The organism is Oceanisphaera arctica, assembly GCF_002936955.1.
GTDB classification, from domain to species: Bacteria; Pseudomonadota; Gammaproteobacteria; order Enterobacterales; family Aeromonadaceae; genus Oceanimonas; species Oceanimonas arctica.
The window spans coordinates 17,171-36,276 of sequence record NZ_MPZM01000030.1 but is presented as its reverse complement, the minus strand read 5'-3'; the positions used below and the strand labels follow the sequence as shown (position 1 = coordinate 36,276).

Genomic DNA, 19,106 nt, shown 5'->3' with positions numbered 1-19,106 from the left:
GTGTCACTGCAGACCAAGACACATAGCCTGCGAAATATGCGAGTATCGTGCAGCAACCCCTCCCTAACCCTCCCCTTGCGTTGCACCCCGCTGTTATTCTGCTGGTTCCGGGGGAAAGGGGAGGGGACCGTATGGTGCCTCACATGGCAGTAGCACGCACAAAATTTAATAATAAATAACGGGATTGGGATGACGTCTTTACATCAGCAGCCACGCTTTGTGGCGTTACAGGAGTTTAAACGGCGGGAGCAGGCGATGAGTTTGGCCGCACGTTTTGCCGAGGATCCGGAGCGGTTTTCGCGTTTTTGTTTTGCCTTTGGCAGCCACCTGCGGGTGGACCTGTCTCGTCAGCACTGGTCGAGTGAGGTGCAGGTCTTGCTGTGCGAACTGGCGCGCGACATGAAGCTGGGGCCGGCCATAGCGGCCTTGTTTGGTGACAATCTCTTTAACCATACCGAAGGCCGGGCGGCGCTGCACACGGCGTTGCGTATGCCGGTGGGTGCCAGCGCCGTGCTGGATGGGGTGAATGTGGTGCCTCAGGTGCACGTGGAGCTGGCACGGCTGCGGGCCTTTTGCGATCGGGTGCATACGGGTGAATGGCGCGGCTTTGGTGGCCAGTCCATTACGGATGTGGTCAATATCGGCATCGGTGGCTCCGATCTGGGGCCGGCCATGGTGGTGGAGGCGCTGGCGCCTTATCAGGACAAGGGCATTCGGGCGCATTTTGTGTCGAATATGGACGGCGCCCAACTGGCCTCTGTGCTGGCGGTGGTGGATCCGGCCCGCACCCTGTTTGTGATTTCTTCCAAAACCTTTACCACAGACGAAACCATGACCAACGCCCGTGCCGCCCGCGCCTGGCTGTTGGCTGCCTGTAATGATCCGGCCCAGGTTAAAAAGCATTTTGTGGCGGTGTCGACCAATGCCGCTGCGGTGCAGGCGTTCGGCATCAGTCCCGAGCATATGTTCGAGTTCTGGAGCTGGGTGGGGGGGCGTTTTTCACTGTGGTCTGCCATTGGTTTGCCCATCGCACTGGCGCTGGGGTTCGAGCGCTTCGAGCAATTGCTGGCGGGCGCCCACGAGATGGATGAACACCTGCGCCATACGCCTTTTGAGCAGAACATTCCGGTGTTGCTGGCGCTGCTGAGCATCTGGAACATCAATGTGCTGGGGCTGCAGAGCGAAGGCATTTTCCCCTACAGCCATCATCTGAAGCGTTTTCCGGCCTATTTGCAGCAGCTGAACATGGAGTCCAACGGCAAGGGCGTAAACAACACCGGCGAGAAGATTACCCACAACACCGGCCCCATAGTGTGGGGCGAGGTGGGCACCAATGGCCAGCATGCGTTTTTTCAGCTGTTGCACCAGGGCAGCCAGGTGGTACCGGCGGAGTTTATCGGTTTTGCCCGATCCTGTTATGACTACCCCGAGCATCATCGCAAGCTGCTGGCCAATATGCTGGCCCAGGCCCAGGCGCTGGCCTTCGGTAAAGACAGGCAGCAGGTAGAAGCCGAGCTGGCGGCCGAGGGGCAGAGTGCCGAGGCCATCGCCAAATTGGCCCCCTACAAGGTGATGGACGGCAACCGCCCCAGCACCACCATTTTGTGCGATGAGTTTAATCCCCATAACCTGGGCGCCCTGATTGCGCTGTATGAGCACAAGACCTTTGTGCAGGGCATGTTGTGGAACATCAACAGCTTCGATCAATGGGGTGTGGAGCTGGGTAAAAAACTCGCCGCCCGTTTGATTGATGATTTGGCGGATGATGGCGTGACCACAAGTCACGACAGCGCCACCAATGGGTTATTGGCGCAGATAAAAGCGTGGCGGTAAGGGCGTTTTGGTCGAATGAGGGGGGGGAACTCAGGGGAGGGGCAGTCCGGAGCCGATGGTAAGATTGGCGCCGATCTGCTCCCTCCCCTTGAATCCGGGATGAGCAGAACCACAGCGGGGTGCAACGCAAGGGGAGGGTTGGGGAGGGGTTACTACAGGATATTCGCATGTTCCGCAGGCTCGATGTGTTGGGATTCGTGCCTCATCCCAACCTACGCACTACAGGGTTTCGTGGTTTTTTTTGCGTACCGCTTACGCGCTACCAGCCAGCTGAAGCAGGCTTCTACAAATGACTCCGGCGATCGTAGGGTCGATTTCAATCGACCAAGGGGCCCGGCTCGGGACCAAAACCGGTCGAATACTCTTACCTAAAATAAGTCGACCCTACGGAAAGCGACCCTTGTAGGCGCTGCTTTAGCTGCGCGGTTTGTTTTTTTGCGTACCGCTTGCGCGCTACCAGCCAGCTGAAGCAGGCTTCTACAGGGTTTCGTGGTTTTTGTAGGCGCTGCTTTAGCCGGCGCGAATCTGCAGGCGGGTAGGGGTTAGCAGGCACGGTGCCGGATCTGCGGGTTCGGCGCCGTTTGTGATTGCCCAGCGGTGCTGGGCCCGCCGACTAAAGTGGCAGCTACAAAACACCAATCCCCAATCCCCAATCACCATTCCCCATTCCCCATTCTCCATTCTCCATTCCCCATTCCCCAGTCCCCATTCCCCATTCCCCAGTCCCCAGTCCCCAGTCCCCAATCCCCAATCCCCAATCCCCAATCCCCAATCCCTATTCCCCAATCCCTATTCCCCAATCCCTACCCCCGCCGCTTCTTGCGTTCTTTCTCATGCTGCCCCGCCAGCACGGCGATGGCGCAGAGCACGACAAAGGTGGCGGCGTTGGCGGGTATCTGCAGGTTGAAGTCGGTAAACGAATGGATCATCAGCGCCAACATGCCCATGGCGGAGGCAAAGCCGATCCCGCTGCGATACCAGGACTCGGTGCGCCACAGGGCACGCAGGGCATGCCAGAATGCCAGCAATACAAAGGCAGCCAGGGGCAGGGTACCGATCAGGCCGTATTCGATGGCAAACTGGATAAAGTCGTTGTGGGCATGATCGAAGTGCATTACAGCAATATCTGGCCCCATATATTGCGGAAAAATGGCCTCAAAGCTGCCGGCACCGCTTCCGGTCAGCCAATGCTGCTCAAGGGCGGGTAGCGCCTGCAGATATACGTCATCACGTACTTCATTCTGGCGGGCCACCACCACTTCATTAACTACCTCGTCTGAAAAACGGGTATTGATCAGCCGGTCTTTCAGTTTATCCAGACCAAAATACTGACTTATCACCAGAATATCTATCAACACAAAGCTGGCCAGCAAAATAACATTTCTGCCTCTGTTCTCTTTATTCAACAGAATAAAGATGCCGCCAATTACCACCAGGCTCACAAAAAAGGCGGTGTTGCCCATGCGTGAGCGACTCATTACCAGGCCGATAACCATGATCACCAGGCCGATGCGCAGGCGGGCCTTGGGGCCCATGATCAATTCCAGCATCGCCTTCCAGCTGAATGAACCGCCATCGCGCAGGGCCATCATCAGGCCGATGCCGCAGGCCATGGTCATTTCCAGATAACCGGCCAGATGGTTACGGTTAACGAAGGTGCCGCTGGCCACACTCTGGTAACTGGTTTTTTCGGTAAAAAAGGTCCATTCCAGGCCGGAAAGCGTCATCAGGGTGCCGTAAAATGCCTGAAGAGTACCGCTGACGACCAATACCGCCAACAGCACGGTTAACCGGCGCCGGGTATGGAACACGCTCAATACCATGACAAACAGCAACGAATAGGCCAGGCCCAGCATCAAATACTGAAAGCTGGCGCCCACATCCAGGCTGATGCCGAGCAGCAGCTGCAACGCCACCCAGCCCTGAGCCACCAGCAGCAGAGCCAGCATGGGCCAGGCCGCGCGCAACGCCCGGCTGTCCGGTTTATTCTGTTTAAAACGAGCAGCCGCCCACAGCATGGCCAGCACCCCCACCAGCAACACCAGCAGCCCCATGGACCAGTCCCGGTTGCTGCCCAGCGGCAACGGCAGCCAGAGCAGCAGCCCCAAGAGGCCAAGGTAGACAGAGGTATCAAGCAGAGAAGGTTTTTCCATGGTATTTCCGTAAATCAAAGTCAATATTGTGAGCAGGGATTGGGGAATAGGGAATAGGGAATAGGGATTGGGTAAAGCCTAGGGGAATAGGGAATGGGTGAAGCTTAGGGGACTAGTGATTGGGGAATAGGGAATGGGCCAATATCAACAAAAACGCGCCCGCAGGCGCGTTTGACTCAATCCATTCCCTAATCCCTAATCCCTAATCCCTATTCCCTATTCCCCATTCCCAGGTCCCTAGTCCCTAATCCCTGATATTCACTCTCTATCAGCTGGGGCTGGCAGAAGAACCGCCGCCACCACCGCCGCCACCGGCGGAGGGAGTGGAGCCAGTATTGGTGGTGGTGGTAGAAGCACCACCGGTAGAGGTGCTGGAAGTACTGGTCTTGCTGGCAGCGGCAGTTACGCCGGCAGCTACCGCAGTTTTCACGGCGGCGGCGGCAGCAGGGGCAGCCTTGGTGGCGGCGGCGCTGATGCTGGCGGCAGCGGCAGGGGCGGACTGAGCGGCACCCTGGGCAACGGCAGCAGCCAGAGCCGGCTGGCTGGCCACTTTAGTGGCAGCGGCAGTGGTAATGCTCACGGCGGCAGCCGGGTTGGCGGCAACAACAGCGGCAACGGCAGCCTGAACGGCGGCGGCAGCCTGGGCAGCCGGCATGGTGGTGCTAATGGCAGAAACCACATTGGCTACGGCTGCGGCAATGGCGGCTTCGCCTTCGGCGGCCAGTACTTCGGCAGACAGCTCGGGGGTTAATTCAACACCGGCACCTTGCAGCGCATCCAGCGCGGCCTGGTCGGCAAAGGCAGGGCCGGCGGCCAGGGCCGCGGCCAAAGAGAGAGCAGTAAGCGTTTTACGCATTGATAAACGTCCTCGTTTTAATATGTGGCCTGTGTCCCGTTGACCCGATGGTCACATCAGGAGGTAACCAAGCTCAAAAAATAATCAATACAACTGAACTGATTAAAAACAGCTTCGATTGTATATCCCTCCACCACAGTGGGCAATGTGCATTACATACATTTCATAAAAGTAAAATGGAACCAGCAGTCAAAAATACGGGAGACCCGCCAGGTAAAATAAATCGCGGATATTAAATTTTCATTTCAGGAACCGAATCTTTAGGCCGAATGCCTGCTGTGATACCAGACAGGCGGGAAATGAATTGTCGGCAGCGTATCAATTTGTGACAAGCCCTTTATTCATTAGGTGCTGTTGGTGTAGAATCTTGGCCGTGTTGGCTTTAAAAGATCATATTAATTGTAAGTCATTGAATTTAAATTGATTCTGTAAGCCCCTCGGTTTTGTCATTGAATTGTCATCGTTATGCGGTAGGCTCGCGTGCGACAGGCAGAACTCGCCGCAATACGCAACAAAAAAAGTCGTGTTGAGCGCGGAGAAATCTTGAGAATCGAACAAAAAGCGGACAGCTAGCGAGGCGGAAAATCAGCGCGGATGGCAGTGGCAGCATAATTGCTCCCCAGACAGATAGCTTAATTAAGAAAAAGATAAATTAATAAAAACGCGTTCAATATCCTTGACAGGTTGAAACCATAAAGGGATTGCACATTTTCAAGTGGAATTGTACAGGTGAAGGAATTCTGATTTATGAGCAAACAAAATATCCTGTTTACTCTGTCGGCAGTAGCAACCGGCATTATCTTTGTGGGCCAGGCGAACGCCATCGAGCCACAACCCATAGATCTTGGCGGTGTTGGCCTGGTGCCCACCCTTAAAATCAGTGAAACCTACGATGACAACATCTGGGAAGCCGCCGATGGTGATGAAAAGCCCTCGTCCTGGGTGACCGTGGTCGAGCCCAGCCTGACCCTGGCGGCCCGTGACCGTCTGAACACCTATCAGCTCAACTACCGCCTGAGCAACTCCACCTTTCACTCCAGCCATGAAGATGATCACACCGATCACTTTCTACGTGCCGACAGCCACATGGAATTCAGCGCTCGCAGCCGTCTGGATCTGAATGCCGGTTACAGCAAGCAGCAGGACACCCGCGACAGCACCAACCGCGATTTTGATGAAATCGGCAACAAGTACCACAGCACCAATGTGGGTGGCCTGTACGGCTTTGGCGCCGAAACCGCCAAAATGCAGCTGGAGCTGGGTGCCAACCAGGAATGGCGCAAGTACGACAACAACCGCGACAGCGGCTCTTTCACTCGTGAAAAAGACCGCGATACCCTGAGCCTGGTCACCACCGGCTATTATCGTGTGGCGCCCAAGACCCGCCTGCTGGCCGAAATTCAGTACAACGACTACGACTACGACACCAATACCCTGGACAGCGAAGGCTACCGTTACCTGGTGGGTGCCACCTGGGACGCCACCGCCAAGACCACGGGTACCGTCAAGGTGGGTTTTGAAAACAAAGACTTCGCCGACTCTACCAAGAACGACCCGGACAACAGCACCTGGGAACTGGGCGTAACCTGGTCACCGCTGACCTATTCCCGTGTGATGCTCAACACCAGCAGCCGCGCCGAAGAGGGCAGCTCCACCGAGAACTATGTGGACACCACCAGCTACGGCATCAGCTGGGAGCATGACTGGACCGACCGCATTACCTCCAATCTGGGTTACAGCTTTACCGATAAAGAGTATGAAGGTGTATCTAAAAGCATCGATTCTAGCAGCAACGACGGCCGTAACGACGAGCTGGACAGCTACAACGCAGGATTAAACTACAAGATGCGCCGCTGGCTGGATCTGGGTGTAGGCTACAGCTACAAAGACAACAGCTCCACCGACTCTGAGAGCGCCTTTGATCGCAACCAGGTGTTCTTTAACGTCACCGCCAGCCTGTAATTCAGGTTAATTACCCTGCCCGGCCAGTGCCGGGCAGGGATTTGTCAGTTGTATTCAAGTCAATAAACAGGAAGTCGTAATCGATGAAAGTGATCCATACACTATGCATCTTGCTGGTGTGGGCCCTGGGCGCAGGCACAGTTCAGGCACAAGGCAGTGATTCTCAATATGCTTTGGGCTCGGGTGACCTGATCCGGGTGAGTGTATTTGGTGAACAGGATCTGAGTATCGAGCAGATCCGGCTGAACGACGCCGGTACCTTTTCTTACCCGTTTCTTGGCACTATCAATGCCAAGGGCAAAACCGCCAAGCAGGTAGAAAGCCAGATTGCCAGCGGATTGCGCGGTGATTACCTGATAGACCCCAAGGTGTCTGTCAGTATCCTCGAGTACCGTGAGTTTTATGTTAACGGTGAAGTCGGCAACCCCGGCGGCTACCCGTTTCAGCCCGGCATGACATTGCGCAAGGCGGTGGCCCTGGCCGGTGGCTTCAGCGAGCGAGCCTCACGCAGTGCCTATTACATTATTCGTGATGCAGACCTGGGCCGTACCCCGCAAAAAGCCTTTTTGGATACTCCCGTCATGCCTGGCGACATTATCACCATTGAACAGAGCTTCTTTTAAGCATGGACATGAGCAAATTCCCCGGATTTAACCAACACGACCAGGGCGCGGATGACGAAATAGATTTGCGTCAGCTATGGTTGGCCATCTACCGTCGCAAGTGGAGCATCATTACCCTGACCCTGGTGGTAGCCATGCTCAGCGTGCTGGTGGTGTTCAATATCACCCCCATCTACAAGGCCAACGCCACCCTGCTGATAGAAAACAAGTCGGCCAATGTGGTGTCTATCGAGCAGGTATACGGCCTCGACGGTGCCGGCAGCGAATATCTGCAGACCCAGTTCGAGCTGCTCAAGTCCCGGGCCATGGCCGAGCGGGTGGTACGCGAGCTAAACCTGGATACCCATCCGGAATTCGACCCGCGTCAGCAGCCCGCCCCGCTGGTGGACTGGCGCGGCATGATCAAGAGTGTGCTGCCAACCCTGCCTGGCGATTTGGAAGCAAAAGCGCCGCCGACCGAGGCCCAGATCTTTGATGGGGTGGTACGTGCCTTCCGTGAACGCATCAGCGTCTCCCCTCAGGGCAAGACCCAGCTGGTGGAAGTGAGCGTGGAGATGGCCGATGCCGCCACCGCCGCCCTGGCCGCCAATGCCCTGGCCGATGGCTATATCGAAAGCCAGCTGGAAGCCAAGCTGGACATGACCCAAACCGCCACCAGCTGGATGAACGAGCGCCTGGGCGGCCTGAAAAACAGCCTGGATGACTCAGAGCGCCGCTTGCAGGCCTTTATGGAGCAGGAAAACCTGCTCAACCTGGATGGCATTACCAGCGTTAGCGCCAGCGAACTCAGCAACACCGGTGACCGGCTGACCGACGCCCGCCGCGAGCGCAACGCGGCCGAGAGCATGTATCGGCAGGTGTCGGCCATCCAGAGCTCCGACTATCGTCGCCTGTCCAGCGTGCCGGCGGTGATTTCCGATCCGGTGGTGGCTCAGTTCAAGGCGGCGGAAGCCACCGCCAGCGCCAAGGTACAGGAGCTGAGCCGTCGTTATGGGGCCAAGCATCCGGCCATGGTAGCGGCCCAGAGCGACCTGAACTCCGCGCGAGAAAGCCTCAAGGCCCAGGTAGAGCAGGTGGTGGGTTCTATTGAAAACAACTACCGGCTGGCCGTGGCCAACGAAAAGGGTCTGCAGAGTTCCTTTGAACAGAACAAGGAAGAGATCCAGAACATCAGCCGTAACGAGTTCCGGCTGCGTGAACTGCAGCGCGAGGTGGATACCAACCGCTCCCTGTACGACACCTTCATGACCCGGTTGAAGGAAACCAGCGCCACCCAGGATCTGCAAACCGTCAATGCCAGGGTGGTCGACCGCGCCGTGGTGCCGGAATTCCCGGTCAAGCCGAAGAAGAGCCTGATAGTGGTGCTGGCCACCATGCTGGCACTGATGCTGGGTATGGGCCTGGCGCTGCTGCTGGACATGCTCAACAACACCTTCAAGGGCACCGCCGACATAGAAAACAAGCTGAACCTGCCGGTGCTGGGTATTCTTCCACTGCTCAAGGGCAAGGTCGGCAACGTGGCGCGCCAGTTCAAGCTGGGCAAAGACAAGGCCTTTGCCGAGTCGGTGCGCACCATTCGTACCGGTCTGGTACTGTCTGGCATGGATAACCCCTACAAGGTGACGGTAGTGACCTCGTCGGTGCCCGGCGAGGGCAAGAGTTCGGTGTCCAGCAACCTGGCCCAGGCCCTGGGGCAGATGGAGAAGGTACTGCTGATGGACGCCGACATGCGCCGCCCGACCGTGGCCAAAAACTACGAGTTTGCGGTGGGTACCCCCGGCCTGGCCAACCTGATTGCCGGCACCGCTGCGCTTAAAGACTGCATCCAGCAGGTGGACGGCATAGACGTGATGCCCGCCGGCATGGTGCCGCCCAATCCGCTGGAGCTGCTGTCTTCCGATCGCTTCACCACCGCATTGGCGCAACTGAGCGAGCAATATGACCGCATTATCATCGACTCGGCACCCACCCAGGCGGTGAGCGATGCGCTGGTGCTGGCCCAGCATGCCAATGCCGTTATCTATGTGGTGAAGAGCGAGTCGACCGCCATTCCCCATGTGAAGGCGGGTATAGGCAAGCTGCTGCAGCTGGGCGCGCCGGTCAAGGGCGTGGTACTCAACCAGCTGGATGTGAAAAAAGCGGCCAAATACGGCTACAGCTACGGTGGTTACTACGACTACTACGGCTACAGCAAGAACGCGGCCGAGGCATAAAACATGACTGCACGGCTTGTTGACATCCATAACCACCTGCTGCCCGGCATCGACGATGGCGCCGCCGAGTTGGCGGACGCCCTGGCGCTGGCCCGGGCCGCGGTGGATAATGGCATCACCCACTGCGTGTGCACCCCGCACATGCAGCCGGGCAAGTTCGACAATGACCGTGCCTCTATCAGTGCCGCCTTTCATCCGTTAAAGGCGGCACTCACAGAGCACAGCATTCCCCTGCACATCGCGATGGCCGCCGAAGTACGCTTTGGCCTGGAAGTGATGCAGCAGGTGACCAATAACGAGATCCCGTTTTTAGGGCAGTGGCAGGGCAAACCGGTACTGCTGCTGGAATTACCCCATAACGAAGTCCCCTTTGCGGCCGACAAGCTTACCGAATGGCTGCTGAAGCAGGGTGTAGTGCCGATGATCGCCCACCCGGAACGTAACCGGGGCGTGCAGCAGAGCCCGCGCAAGCTGGCCCCCTTCATCAACCAGGGTTGCCTGTTTCAGGTAACCGCCGGCTCGGTAACCGGCTACTTCGGCAAACCCAGCCAGCAGCTGGCAGAGCAGTTACTGAAAGAGGGCATAGTGACGGTGCTGGCCTCCGACGCCCACAACCTGCAGTACAGACCGCCGATGCTGAAACAGGGCCGGCTGGCCGCCGAAGCCATAGTAGGGGAGGTAGCCGCCATGCAGCTGACCAGCATCAACCCCTGGCTCATCACCGAATCCCTGTTCGCGGAGTCGCCTATAACTCCTTCCCATAATCAAGGAGAGGGCCTTAACACGAACTCTCCCTCCCCTTACCAAGGGGAGGGCCGGGGAGGGGTGTTGCCGGTAGCAGAGGACAATAACCGTGCGCCATAAACTGGCTTTAATCGCCCTCATCACGCTCGCCCTCGGGCTTACCTACGGCGGCGGCCGCATGCTGCTGGCCGGCACCTATCAGTATCAGACCGATCTGTTTCTGGATGACTGGGCCGCCAAAAACCAGCAGCCCGAAGCCCTGGCCTGGATGGTGGCGGAAGAAGCCGCCCGCAAGGCCAACACCTATTACCCGGTGGCCAACGCCGATTACCTGGACAGGCTGGGCCGCATCCATGACTGGCAGCAAATCAACGAGCCCATCGGCAGCGAACAGGCCAACGCCAGCCGCGAGCGGGCGATCAACGCCTACCGGGATGCCATAGCTGTTCGCCCCAACTGGCCCTTCAGCCACAACAACCTGGCTACCGCCAAACTGCGCCAGGGCGAACTGGACGACGAATTCAAACAGGCGATGGAAAACGGCTTTACCCTGGGCCCCTGGCGAGCAATAGCCTATCAACAAACCGTCTACCTCGGCCTGATAAGCTGGCACACATTAAACGAACAAGAACGCAAAACGGTAACCAGCGCCATCCAACATGGCCTGACGCACACCGGCAGCAGCCAGCGGTATATGCAGCAACTACTGAGCCAATTGCAACGACAAGATCTGATGGCGGGAATAGGGAATAGGGAATAGGGACTGGTTAGAGATTAGGGAATAGATAGGGACTGGGGATTGGTTAGGGAATAGGGATCGGGGAGTAGGGTCTGGCTTTTACCATTCCCCATTCCCAAGGGGTTTACCAATCCCAATTCCCCAATCCCAATTCCCTAGGTTTTTGACCATTCCCTAGTCCCCAATCACAATCAGTCAATCCGGCAATGGGAGAAACGCCAAATAACTCCACGGGCGGTAGCGTACCTTTTTAGCGCCTGACGCATACGCCTATCTTTTGTAGCCGCCGCTTCAGCTGCGAAGGCGCATAGGTTTATCTTTTGTAGCCGCCGCTTCAGCTGCGAAGGCGCATAGGTCTATCTTTTGTAGTCGCTGCTTCAGCTGCGAAATTGCGCAGCAAAATGTTTAAAGCCCAAAAGCCCAAAAGCCCAAAAGCCCTCTTGGCCGCCACGGAATACACGGAAGCCACGGAAAGTAGCATAAGGGCGACAGCGATTTTAAACCGTCATCCAGATGAACATTAGAGTCTCGCGTTTGGTGTTTTGTAGAAGCAACTAATTACAACTCGTGTATCGGCAATGGAAGCTACGCCAAACCACTTCACGGGCGGTAGCGTACCAGAACCTGTCGGAACACCGCAGACAGCGGCATTGTGGTTTTGTAGCCGCCGCTTCAGCTGGCGGATCAGACTGCGCCGAATCATCAGGCACACACCGCCTTGCCCCTCCCCCTAAACAGCGGCGCCACAGAATAACAGCGGCTTCTCTTCAAGGAAAAGTCGCCAGGAGGAGGCAGGGTGGGGGCAGGGCAATATCATGAAAAACCCTTATTTGGCGCGGTTCTTCGTAATCTTGCCCTGGCAATAACGTCTACCTTTCGAAAGTCTTGTCAGGCCTGGGGGTTTCGTAATCTTGCCCTGGCGCAGCTTTGTAGACAGATGATGAAAGCTTCGTCAATAAATTAATTTCTAATAAATATCTCAGTAACACACTTGTTATGAAAATCTATTTATAAATATTAATTTTAACTCTATTAATAATAAGATGCACAAATGATATTTAAGATGTCACTAAAGTGAGTAATTTGAAAGGAAACAATTTTATTAACGGTGCCGGAATATATCTGTTTTCTAATGTTTTAAATGCCGTTATCCCTTTCATTATGTTGCCAATATTAACACGACACCTAAGTCCTGCAGAGTATGGCGAGGTAGCTATGTTTCAAACTTTGCTTGGAGCGTTAGGTGCTTTTGTTGGAATAACTTTTGTCGGTGCGGCAGGTAGAAAGTACTATGACGATAATCTGAGTGAGAATGAGCTAGCTGAATTTATTGGATCTTGCATCCAGTTAGTGTTAATTTCATCAGTAATAGTGTTTTCTTTATTTTTTATTTTTAAGTCTAACTTGTCTGAATGGTTGGCTTTGAAAGCTAGTTATATTCTGTTTGCTGTACTTGTTGCTTCCTGCTCAGTAATAATAACTTTACGTTTAGGACAGTGGCAGGTAAAAAAGCAAGCTGTTAAATATGGAATGCTACAAATATCGCAAAGCTTATTTAATATGCTGCTTTCACTATTTTTAGTAGTAGTGCTACTAAAGGGAGCAGAGGGCCGTATCAATGCTCAAATAGTCATGAGTTTAGTATTTGTAATTTTAGCTCTAATGCTGTTGAAAAAAGATAGTTTGCTAATGATTTTTATTTGGCGAAAAGATTACTTAGCTGAAATTCTTCGCTTTGGTGTTCCGCTTGTGCCACATATTGCAGGTGGTTTTTTATTAAGCTCAGTGGACCGATTTGTAATTAATCAAGAAATAGGCCTTGCTGAAGCAGGGACTTATATGGTGGCAGTGCAGTTAACTGCCGCTATCGGTATTGTATTTGATGCGATTAATAAAGCATATGTGCCATGGCTGTTTGAAAAGCTAAAGAATGATAAATATAAAGATAAACAAAGAATAGTTAAGTTAACATACCTGTGGTTTATAGTAATAATGTTGGGCGTAGTGTTGGCATTTTTTATTGGTCCTTGGCTAGTTGTGCTCATAGCCGGTGAGGAATATGCTCAAGCAGGAGAAGTTGTGGGTTGGTTAGCCTTGGGGCAAGGTTTTCAGGGGATGTATCTTATGGTAACTAATTACATATTTTTCTCCAAAAGAACAGGGATGCTTTCTGTCGCTTCCATGGGCTCTGGAGTGTTAAATCTAGTCTTACTCATTGTATTAGTCCGAAATTTTGATCTGCAAGGTGCAGCGATCGCATTTGCATTATCAATGGGTGTTCGCTTTATGTTAACATGGCTGATAGCCCACAAGCGTCACCCTATGCCTTGGTTTAGTTTTGTTTAATAGTTAGGTCTTATTATGAACTCTGTTTTAAGTTTAATAGGTAGAGAAAAAGAGTTGTTTTCCACAGATGTTAATAATAATGAGGGCGAGCTTGAACATAAAGTTAGCTCTTCCCGTTTTTTGGTTCTCGGCGGCGCCGGCTCCATCGGCCAAGCTGTTGTTAAAGAAATTTTCAAGCGCAATCCCCAGAAGTTGCACGTAGTCGACATCAGTGAAAATAACCTGGTTGAACTGGTTCGCGACATTCGAAGCTCTTTTGGCTACATCAACGGCGATTTTCAGACTTTTGCTTTGGATATCGGATCCACCGAGTATGATGCCTTTTTCAAGGCCGATGGCCAGTTCGACTATGTGCTGAACTTGTCCGCTCTCAAGCACGTGCGAAGTGAAAAAGATCCTTACACCCTGATGCGAATGATCGATGTCAACGTATTCAATACCGACAAAACGTTGCAACAGGCCATTGATGCCGGTGTGAAGAAATATTTCTGTGTGTCTACCGACAAGGCGGCCAATCCGGTCAACATGATGGGCGCATCCAAGCGGATCATGGAAATGTTCCTGATGCGTCGTAGTCTGGATATCAATATCTCCACTGCCCGTTTTGCCAATGTGGCTTTCTCTGACGGCTCCTTACTGCACGGTTTCAATCAGCGTCTGGAAAAGCGTCAGCCTATCGTGGCGCCCAACGACATCAAGCGTTATTTCGTCACTCCCCAGGAGTCGGGCGAGCTGTGTTTGATGTCCTGTATTTTCGGGGAAAACCGCGACATCTTCTTTCCCAAACTTAGTGAGAACCTGCATCTTATCTCCTTCGCCGATATTGCAGTCAAATATCTGAAGCAGAAGGGCTTGGAGCCAGTGCTGTGCAGCAGTGAAGAAGAAGCCCGTGAGCTGGCCAAAACGCTACCGGAGCAAGGCAAGTGGCCCTGTCTGTTCACCGGCAGCGATACCACTGGCGAAAAGGACTTCGAGGAGTTCTTCACCGAGACGGAGACGCTGGATATGGAGCGATTTACCAACCTGGGTATCATCAAGAATGAGCCCGAGTTTGATTCCGTGTTGTTGGCCGAGTTTGAAGCTCGCATTGACGCCATGAAATCTGATTTGGTCTGGGACAAGCAGACCATAGTAGAACTCTTCTTCAAGATGATCCCCGATTTCGGTCATAAAGAGACCGGAAAATATCTCGACAGCAAGATGTGAGGCCAGGGTGAACCAGCAGCTGATTGATTTAATAAGAGACATGTATGCTACGGACGATTTTATCCCGCTGCATGCACCTACATTTGCAGGCAACGAGAAAGCCTACCTGACCCAAACCATAGATAGCACCTTTGTCTCCAGCGTGGGTAAGTTTGTCGAAGAGTTCGAGCAGAAGATTCAAGCTTATACCGGTATAGGCCGGGCGGTGGCTACGGTCAATGGTACTGCGGCGCTGCATGCTGCCTTGCACTTGGCCGGGGTTCGGGCCGGGGATCTGGTGATTACCCAGGCGTTGACCTTTGTGGCCACTTGTAACGCCCTGTACCATATGGGTGCCAAGCCAGTGTTTCTCGATATTGAACCCAACGCCTTTGGCTTGTGCCCTGAGGCAACGGCAGCCTGGCTGGTAGATCATGCCGAGCTGGACGATAGCGGCCAGTGTCGCCATAAGGCCAGCGGCGCCGCTATCAAGGCGGTGATGCCCATGCACACCTTCGGGCATCCGGCCAAACTGGATGAACTGTTGGCCATCTGCGAACAATGGAACCTGTGCCTGATTGAAGATGCCGCCGAGAGCCTGGGCTCTTACTACAAGGGGCAGCATACCGGTACCTTGGGACGTTACGGCGCACTTAGTTTCAACGGCAATAAGGTGATCACCACCGGCGGCGGCGGTATGCTGCTATGCCGGGATCAGGAAGACGGAGCCAGGGCCAAACACGTGACTACTACGGCCAAGGTGCCACATCCCTACGAGTTCTATCATGACGAGCCCGGCTTCAACTACCGCATGCCTAACCTCAATGCCGCGCTGGGCTGTGCCCAGATGGAGCTGCTTGAAGAGATGCTGGCGAGCAAACGTAAACTGGCCGCTCGCTATGATGCTTTCTTTCAGGGGAGCGAGTTTCGCTTTGTGAAGGAGCCAGATTACGCCCACTCCAATTACTGGCTCAACGCCGTGCTCTGCCCCGATATTGAAAGCCGCAATGCCCTACTTGAAACTAGTAACGCTAAGGGAGTGATGACCCGGCCCGTGTGGCAGCTGATGCACAGACTACCGATGTTTGCCAATGCTCTGCGGGGAGCCTTGACCCATTCGGAATGGGCCGAAGCTCGCTTGGTTAACCTGCCCAGCTCGCCGACGGAGGCTTAAGATGCGAAAAATTGCAGTTTTTACCGGCACTCGCGCCGAGTATGGTCTCTTATATTGGCTACTGAAAGATATTCAAAGCGATCCTGAACTGGAACTGCAGTTGCTTGTCGCGGGTATGCACTTGTCCCCCGAATTTGGCATGACCTATCAAAACATTGAGGCAGATGGCTTTCGAATAGATGAGAAAGTGGAGATGCTGCTGTCTTCCGATTCAGCGGTAGGCACGGCGAAAAGTATAGGTCTGGGCGTTATCGGTTTTGCCGATGCTCTATCTCGAATGAACCCTGATGTGATCGTGATTCTGGGTGACAGATTTGAGGCGCTGGCCGCCGCTCAGGCGGCCATGATCTTGAGGATCCCGATTGCCCATATCCATGGTGGTGAAATCACCGAAGGGGCTTACGATGACGCTATTCGCCACGCCATTACTAAACTGAGCCTGCTGCATTTCACCTCAACACAAGAACATCGACAGAGGGTCATTCAGCTAGGTGAAGCACCTAATAGAGTAAGTAATGTGGGCGCTGTGGGTCTCGACCACCTGCGTCGCAGCAACATGATGTCGGTAGATGAATTATCGGCCTCGTTGCAGTTTACTATTAACCACCCTTATTTTTTGGTCACTTACCATCCGGTCACATTGGCTTCCGAGCCAGCTAAAGCGTCATTCGAACAGCAGCTCAGTGCTCTGGATCAATTTCCCTTACATCAAGTGATATTGACATACCCAAATGCTGACGATGGTGGGCGCGAAATAATTCCGTTACTGGAAGCCTATGCCAAGGAACGCCCTGATCGCGTATTAGCGATCCCCTCATTGGGTCATCTGCGTTATTTAAGTGCAGTTAAGCACGCCGCTGCTGTGGTGGGTAATTCATCCAGTGGAATAATCGAAGTTCCCTCTTTTGGTGTACCGACTGTAAATGTTGGTGCTCGTCAGCGTGGCCGTCTGGCGGCAACGAGTGTACTTAATTGTGATCCTGATGCGGATGCCATTACAGAAGCACTCGAAACCGCACTAGAGGCTGATTATAGTCGGGTGATTAATCCATATGGTCAGGGAAATGCCAGCGAAGCAATCCTGAAAATAATCAAGGCAGCTGACCTATCAGAAATAAAGACGTTTTATGACATTGAGAAGGTAGTCTAATCATGGTGAAAATCATTGCCGAAGCCGGTGTTAACCATAATGGCAGTGCCGAGCTGGCGTTCAAATTGGTGGACGCGGCCCATGCTGCCGGTGTTGATATAGTCAAGTTTCAAACCTTCAAGGCTAAAAGTCTGGTCACTAAAACAGCCAGGCAGGCGGAGTATCAGACCCGTAACACCGGAGTAGCTGAATCCCAATTCGATATGCTCAGCCGTCTGGAGCTAGACCATGATATCCATAAAGAACTTATAGAATATTGTAAGCAACTAGGTATTGAGTTTCTTTCTACGGCGTTTGATGCCGAAAGCCTGAGTTTTCTGGTTAACGATCTTGGGTTAAAGACCCTGAAAATTCCTTCCGGAGAACTGACCAACGCGCCTTTTGTACTGGAGCATGCGCGAACCGGCTGCGATCTTATCGTCTCGACCGGTATGGCTACCTTGGCGGAGGTAGAAACTGCGTTGGGGGTGATCGCGTTTGGTCTCATTAATGAGACTGGTGTGGTACCCGGTGAAATGGCGTTTGCCGAAGCTTACGCCAGCGAGGCTGGTCGTGAAGCCTTGAAGAGCAAGGTGACCCTGCTGCATTGCACCACCGAGTATCCGGCACCCATGAATGAAATCAACCTGAGAGCGATGCAAACCATGGTTACCGCCTTTGGGCTGATGCCTGGTTATTCGGATCACAGCGCCGGGATCACCATTCCGGTGGCCGCAGCCGCCATGGGAGCACAACTGATTGAGAAGCACTTCACGTTAGACAAAACCATGGAGGGACCGGACCATAAGGCTTCGCTTGAGCCTGATGAGTTGATTGCCATGGTACGTGGTATTCGTGATGTGGAACAAGCTTTGGGAAATGGCATTAAAGGCCCTCAGCTTTCTGAGATAAAAAACAAACCAATCGCGCGGAAGAGCCTTGTGGCGGCAAAACCAATTAAGAAAGGTGAGTGTTTTAGCGTGGCCAACCTAACAACTAAAAGGCCAGGTGAGGGAATAGAACCTATTAAATATTGGAGCATGATAGGAAATGCTGCTTCTTGTGACTATGAAGAAGATCAAATTATTTAGTAGTCGGTAATTTTTCACGAAGCCATCACCGGTTGTTATGAAATTTAGAGTTTTTAATGTTTGATGTTTTTATCATCAATCTTATTTTTCAGTTTATTGAAGGTCAGCTTTATGAAGGTTGGTTACTTTGCCGATGGTCCTTGGTCACATAAGGCTTTAGAGTTATTAGTAAATGAAGTAGAGATAGCTTTCATTGTCCCTCGATTTGATACACAAGATCCTGTTTTAAAGCAATGGGCTGAAAAGTTAAAAGTGCCGTACTTCCCTGTTGAGGATGTGAACTCGAAAGACTTTATCGATTGGGCTAAAGAAACTGAGGCTGACTTATTTGTCTCGATGTCGTTCAACCAGATATTAAAGAAAGAAATCATTAATTTACCTAAGTATGGGTTTATTAATTGTCATGCAGGAGCGTTGCCATTTTATAGAGGAAGGAATCCTCTTAATTGGGTCTTGATAAATGGCGAAAGTCATTTTGGTATAACTGTTCATTATGTAGATGAAGGTATTGATACGGGTGATATTATCTCACAGAAGCTTTATGAAATAACTAATGTAGATGATTATGCTAGTTTACTGGAAAAAGCAGTTATTGAGTGCGCTAGCCTCCTCTTAAATGCAGTAAGTTTGATCAAAGCATCTAGTGTTAGTGCAATAGTTCAGTCATCTATCCATCCAGTTGGAACTTATTTTGGAAGAAGAATAAATGGTGACGAATTAGTTGACTTTTCTTGGGGTGCTCAAAGGTTCTTTAATTTTGTTAGGGCAATAACATCACCAGGGCCTGGGGCTAGATGTAAAGGACCAAATGGTGAACTCGCACTTTTGGAGTGCCGATTAATTGACTCTGCCTCATCATATATAGCAACAGAAGGTGAAGTGGTAGGGAAGAATGATGATGGTGTAGTAATAAAAGTTGGTGATAGTACAGTTTTACTAACTAAAATTGCTGATGTTAGACAACAAGGGTTAGGTGAGATAAAAAAGCCGACGTTCGGAATTGGAACTCGGCTTAAAGGAAGGTGAAGAGATGTTTTCTTGACAGTTTTTTGTAATTT

General features: G+C 52.8%; 14 protein-coding genes. 12 read left to right on the top strand and 2 right to left on the bottom strand.

Annotated features, from left to right (window positions below; translation table 11 throughout):
• Positions 1 to 189 precede the first annotated feature (189 nt).
• Positions 190 to 1,833 (top strand): glucose-6-phosphate isomerase, encoded by a 1,644-nt coding sequence (pgi, locus tag UN63_RS12320; protein WP_104487049.1) that lies wholly within the window; start codon positions 190 to 192, stop codon positions 1,831 to 1,833.
• Between the two features lie 803 nt (positions 1,834 to 2,636).
• Here the strand turns inward: pgi and UN63_RS12315 are convergent.
• Positions 2,637 to 3,986, bottom strand: coding sequence for an O-antigen ligase family protein (locus UN63_RS12315; protein ID WP_104487048.1), 1,350 nt, complete (start codon positions 3,984 to 3,986; stop codon positions 2,637 to 2,639).
• A 268-nt stretch (positions 3,987 to 4,254) separates the two neighbouring features.
• Entirely contained in the window at positions 4,255 to 4,842 is a 588-nt protein-coding gene (locus UN63_RS12310; RefSeq protein ID WP_104487047.1) for a cell division protein FtsY, read from the bottom strand.
• Between the two features lie 747 nt (positions 4,843 to 5,589).
• On the opposite strand from UN63_RS12310, the gene UN63_RS12305 reads away from it, so the two are divergent.
• From UN63_RS12305 to UN63_RS12255, 11 genes are all read left to right on the top strand, one after another.
• Positions 5,590 to 6,804, top strand: coding sequence for an outer membrane beta-barrel protein (locus UN63_RS12305; RefSeq protein ID WP_104487046.1), 1,215 nt, complete (start codon positions 5,590 to 5,592; stop codon positions 6,802 to 6,804).
• A gap of 83 nt (positions 6,805 to 6,887) precedes the next feature.
• Positions 6,888 to 7,427 (top strand): polysaccharide biosynthesis/export family protein, encoded by a 540-nt coding sequence (locus tag UN63_RS12300; RefSeq protein WP_104487045.1) that lies wholly within the window; start codon positions 6,888 to 6,890, stop codon positions 7,425 to 7,427.
• Between the two features lie 8 nt (positions 7,428 to 7,435).
• Positions 7,436 to 9,640 (top strand): GumC family protein, encoded by a 2,205-nt coding sequence (locus UN63_RS12295; protein WP_219821164.1) that lies wholly within the window; start codon positions 7,436 to 7,438, stop codon positions 9,638 to 9,640.
• 3 nt (positions 9,641 to 9,643) lie between these two features.
• Positions 9,644 to 10,504, top strand: coding sequence for a tyrosine-protein phosphatase (locus UN63_RS12290; protein ID WP_181068239.1), 861 nt, complete (start codon positions 9,644 to 9,646; stop codon positions 10,502 to 10,504).
• The gene (locus tag UN63_RS12285; RefSeq protein WP_104487043.1) at positions 10,494 to 11,144 is read left to right on the top strand and encodes a hypothetical protein; all 651 of its coding nucleotides are present in this window, start codon (positions 10,494 to 10,496) and stop codon (positions 11,142 to 11,144) included. Before UN63_RS12290 ends, UN63_RS12285 begins: the two co-directional genes overlap by 11 nt.
• Positions 11,145 to 12,206: 1,062 nt before the next feature.
• On the top strand, positions 12,207 to 13,469 hold the full coding sequence (locus UN63_RS12280; RefSeq protein ID WP_219821163.1) for a lipopolysaccharide biosynthesis protein: 1,263 nt from the start codon (positions 12,207 to 12,209) through the stop codon (positions 13,467 to 13,469).
• A gap of 54 nt (positions 13,470 to 13,523) precedes the next feature.
• Entirely contained in the window at positions 13,524 to 14,675 is a 1,152-nt protein-coding gene (locus UN63_RS12275; protein ID WP_229793576.1) for a UDP-N-acetylglucosamine 4,6-dehydratase, read from the top strand.
• A 40-nt stretch (positions 14,676 to 14,715) separates the two neighbouring features.
• Positions 14,716 to 15,828: a LegC family aminotransferase gene (locus UN63_RS12270; RefSeq protein WP_181068240.1), complete on the top strand. Its 1,113-nt coding sequence runs from the start codon at positions 14,716 to 14,718 to the stop codon at positions 15,826 to 15,828.
• Position 15,829: 1 nt separating this feature from the next.
• Positions 15,830 to 16,978, top strand: a complete 1,149-nt coding sequence (neuC, locus tag UN63_RS12265) for a UDP-N-acetylglucosamine 2-epimerase (protein ID WP_104487039.1) — start codon at positions 15,830 to 15,832, stop codon at positions 16,976 to 16,978.
• 2 nt (positions 16,979 to 16,980) lie between these two features.
• Positions 16,981 to 18,048 (top strand): N-acetylneuraminate synthase, encoded by a 1,068-nt coding sequence (neuB, locus tag UN63_RS12260; protein WP_104487038.1) that lies wholly within the window; start codon positions 16,981 to 16,983, stop codon positions 18,046 to 18,048.
• A 111-nt stretch (positions 18,049 to 18,159) separates the two neighbouring features.
• Positions 18,160 to 19,074 carry a methionyl-tRNA formyltransferase gene (locus UN63_RS12255; protein ID WP_104487037.1) on the top strand — a complete coding sequence of 305 codons (915 nt, stop codon included), beginning with the start codon at positions 18,160 to 18,162 and terminating at the stop codon, positions 19,072 to 19,074.
• The last annotated feature ends 32 nt before the right edge of the window (positions 19,075 to 19,106 follow it).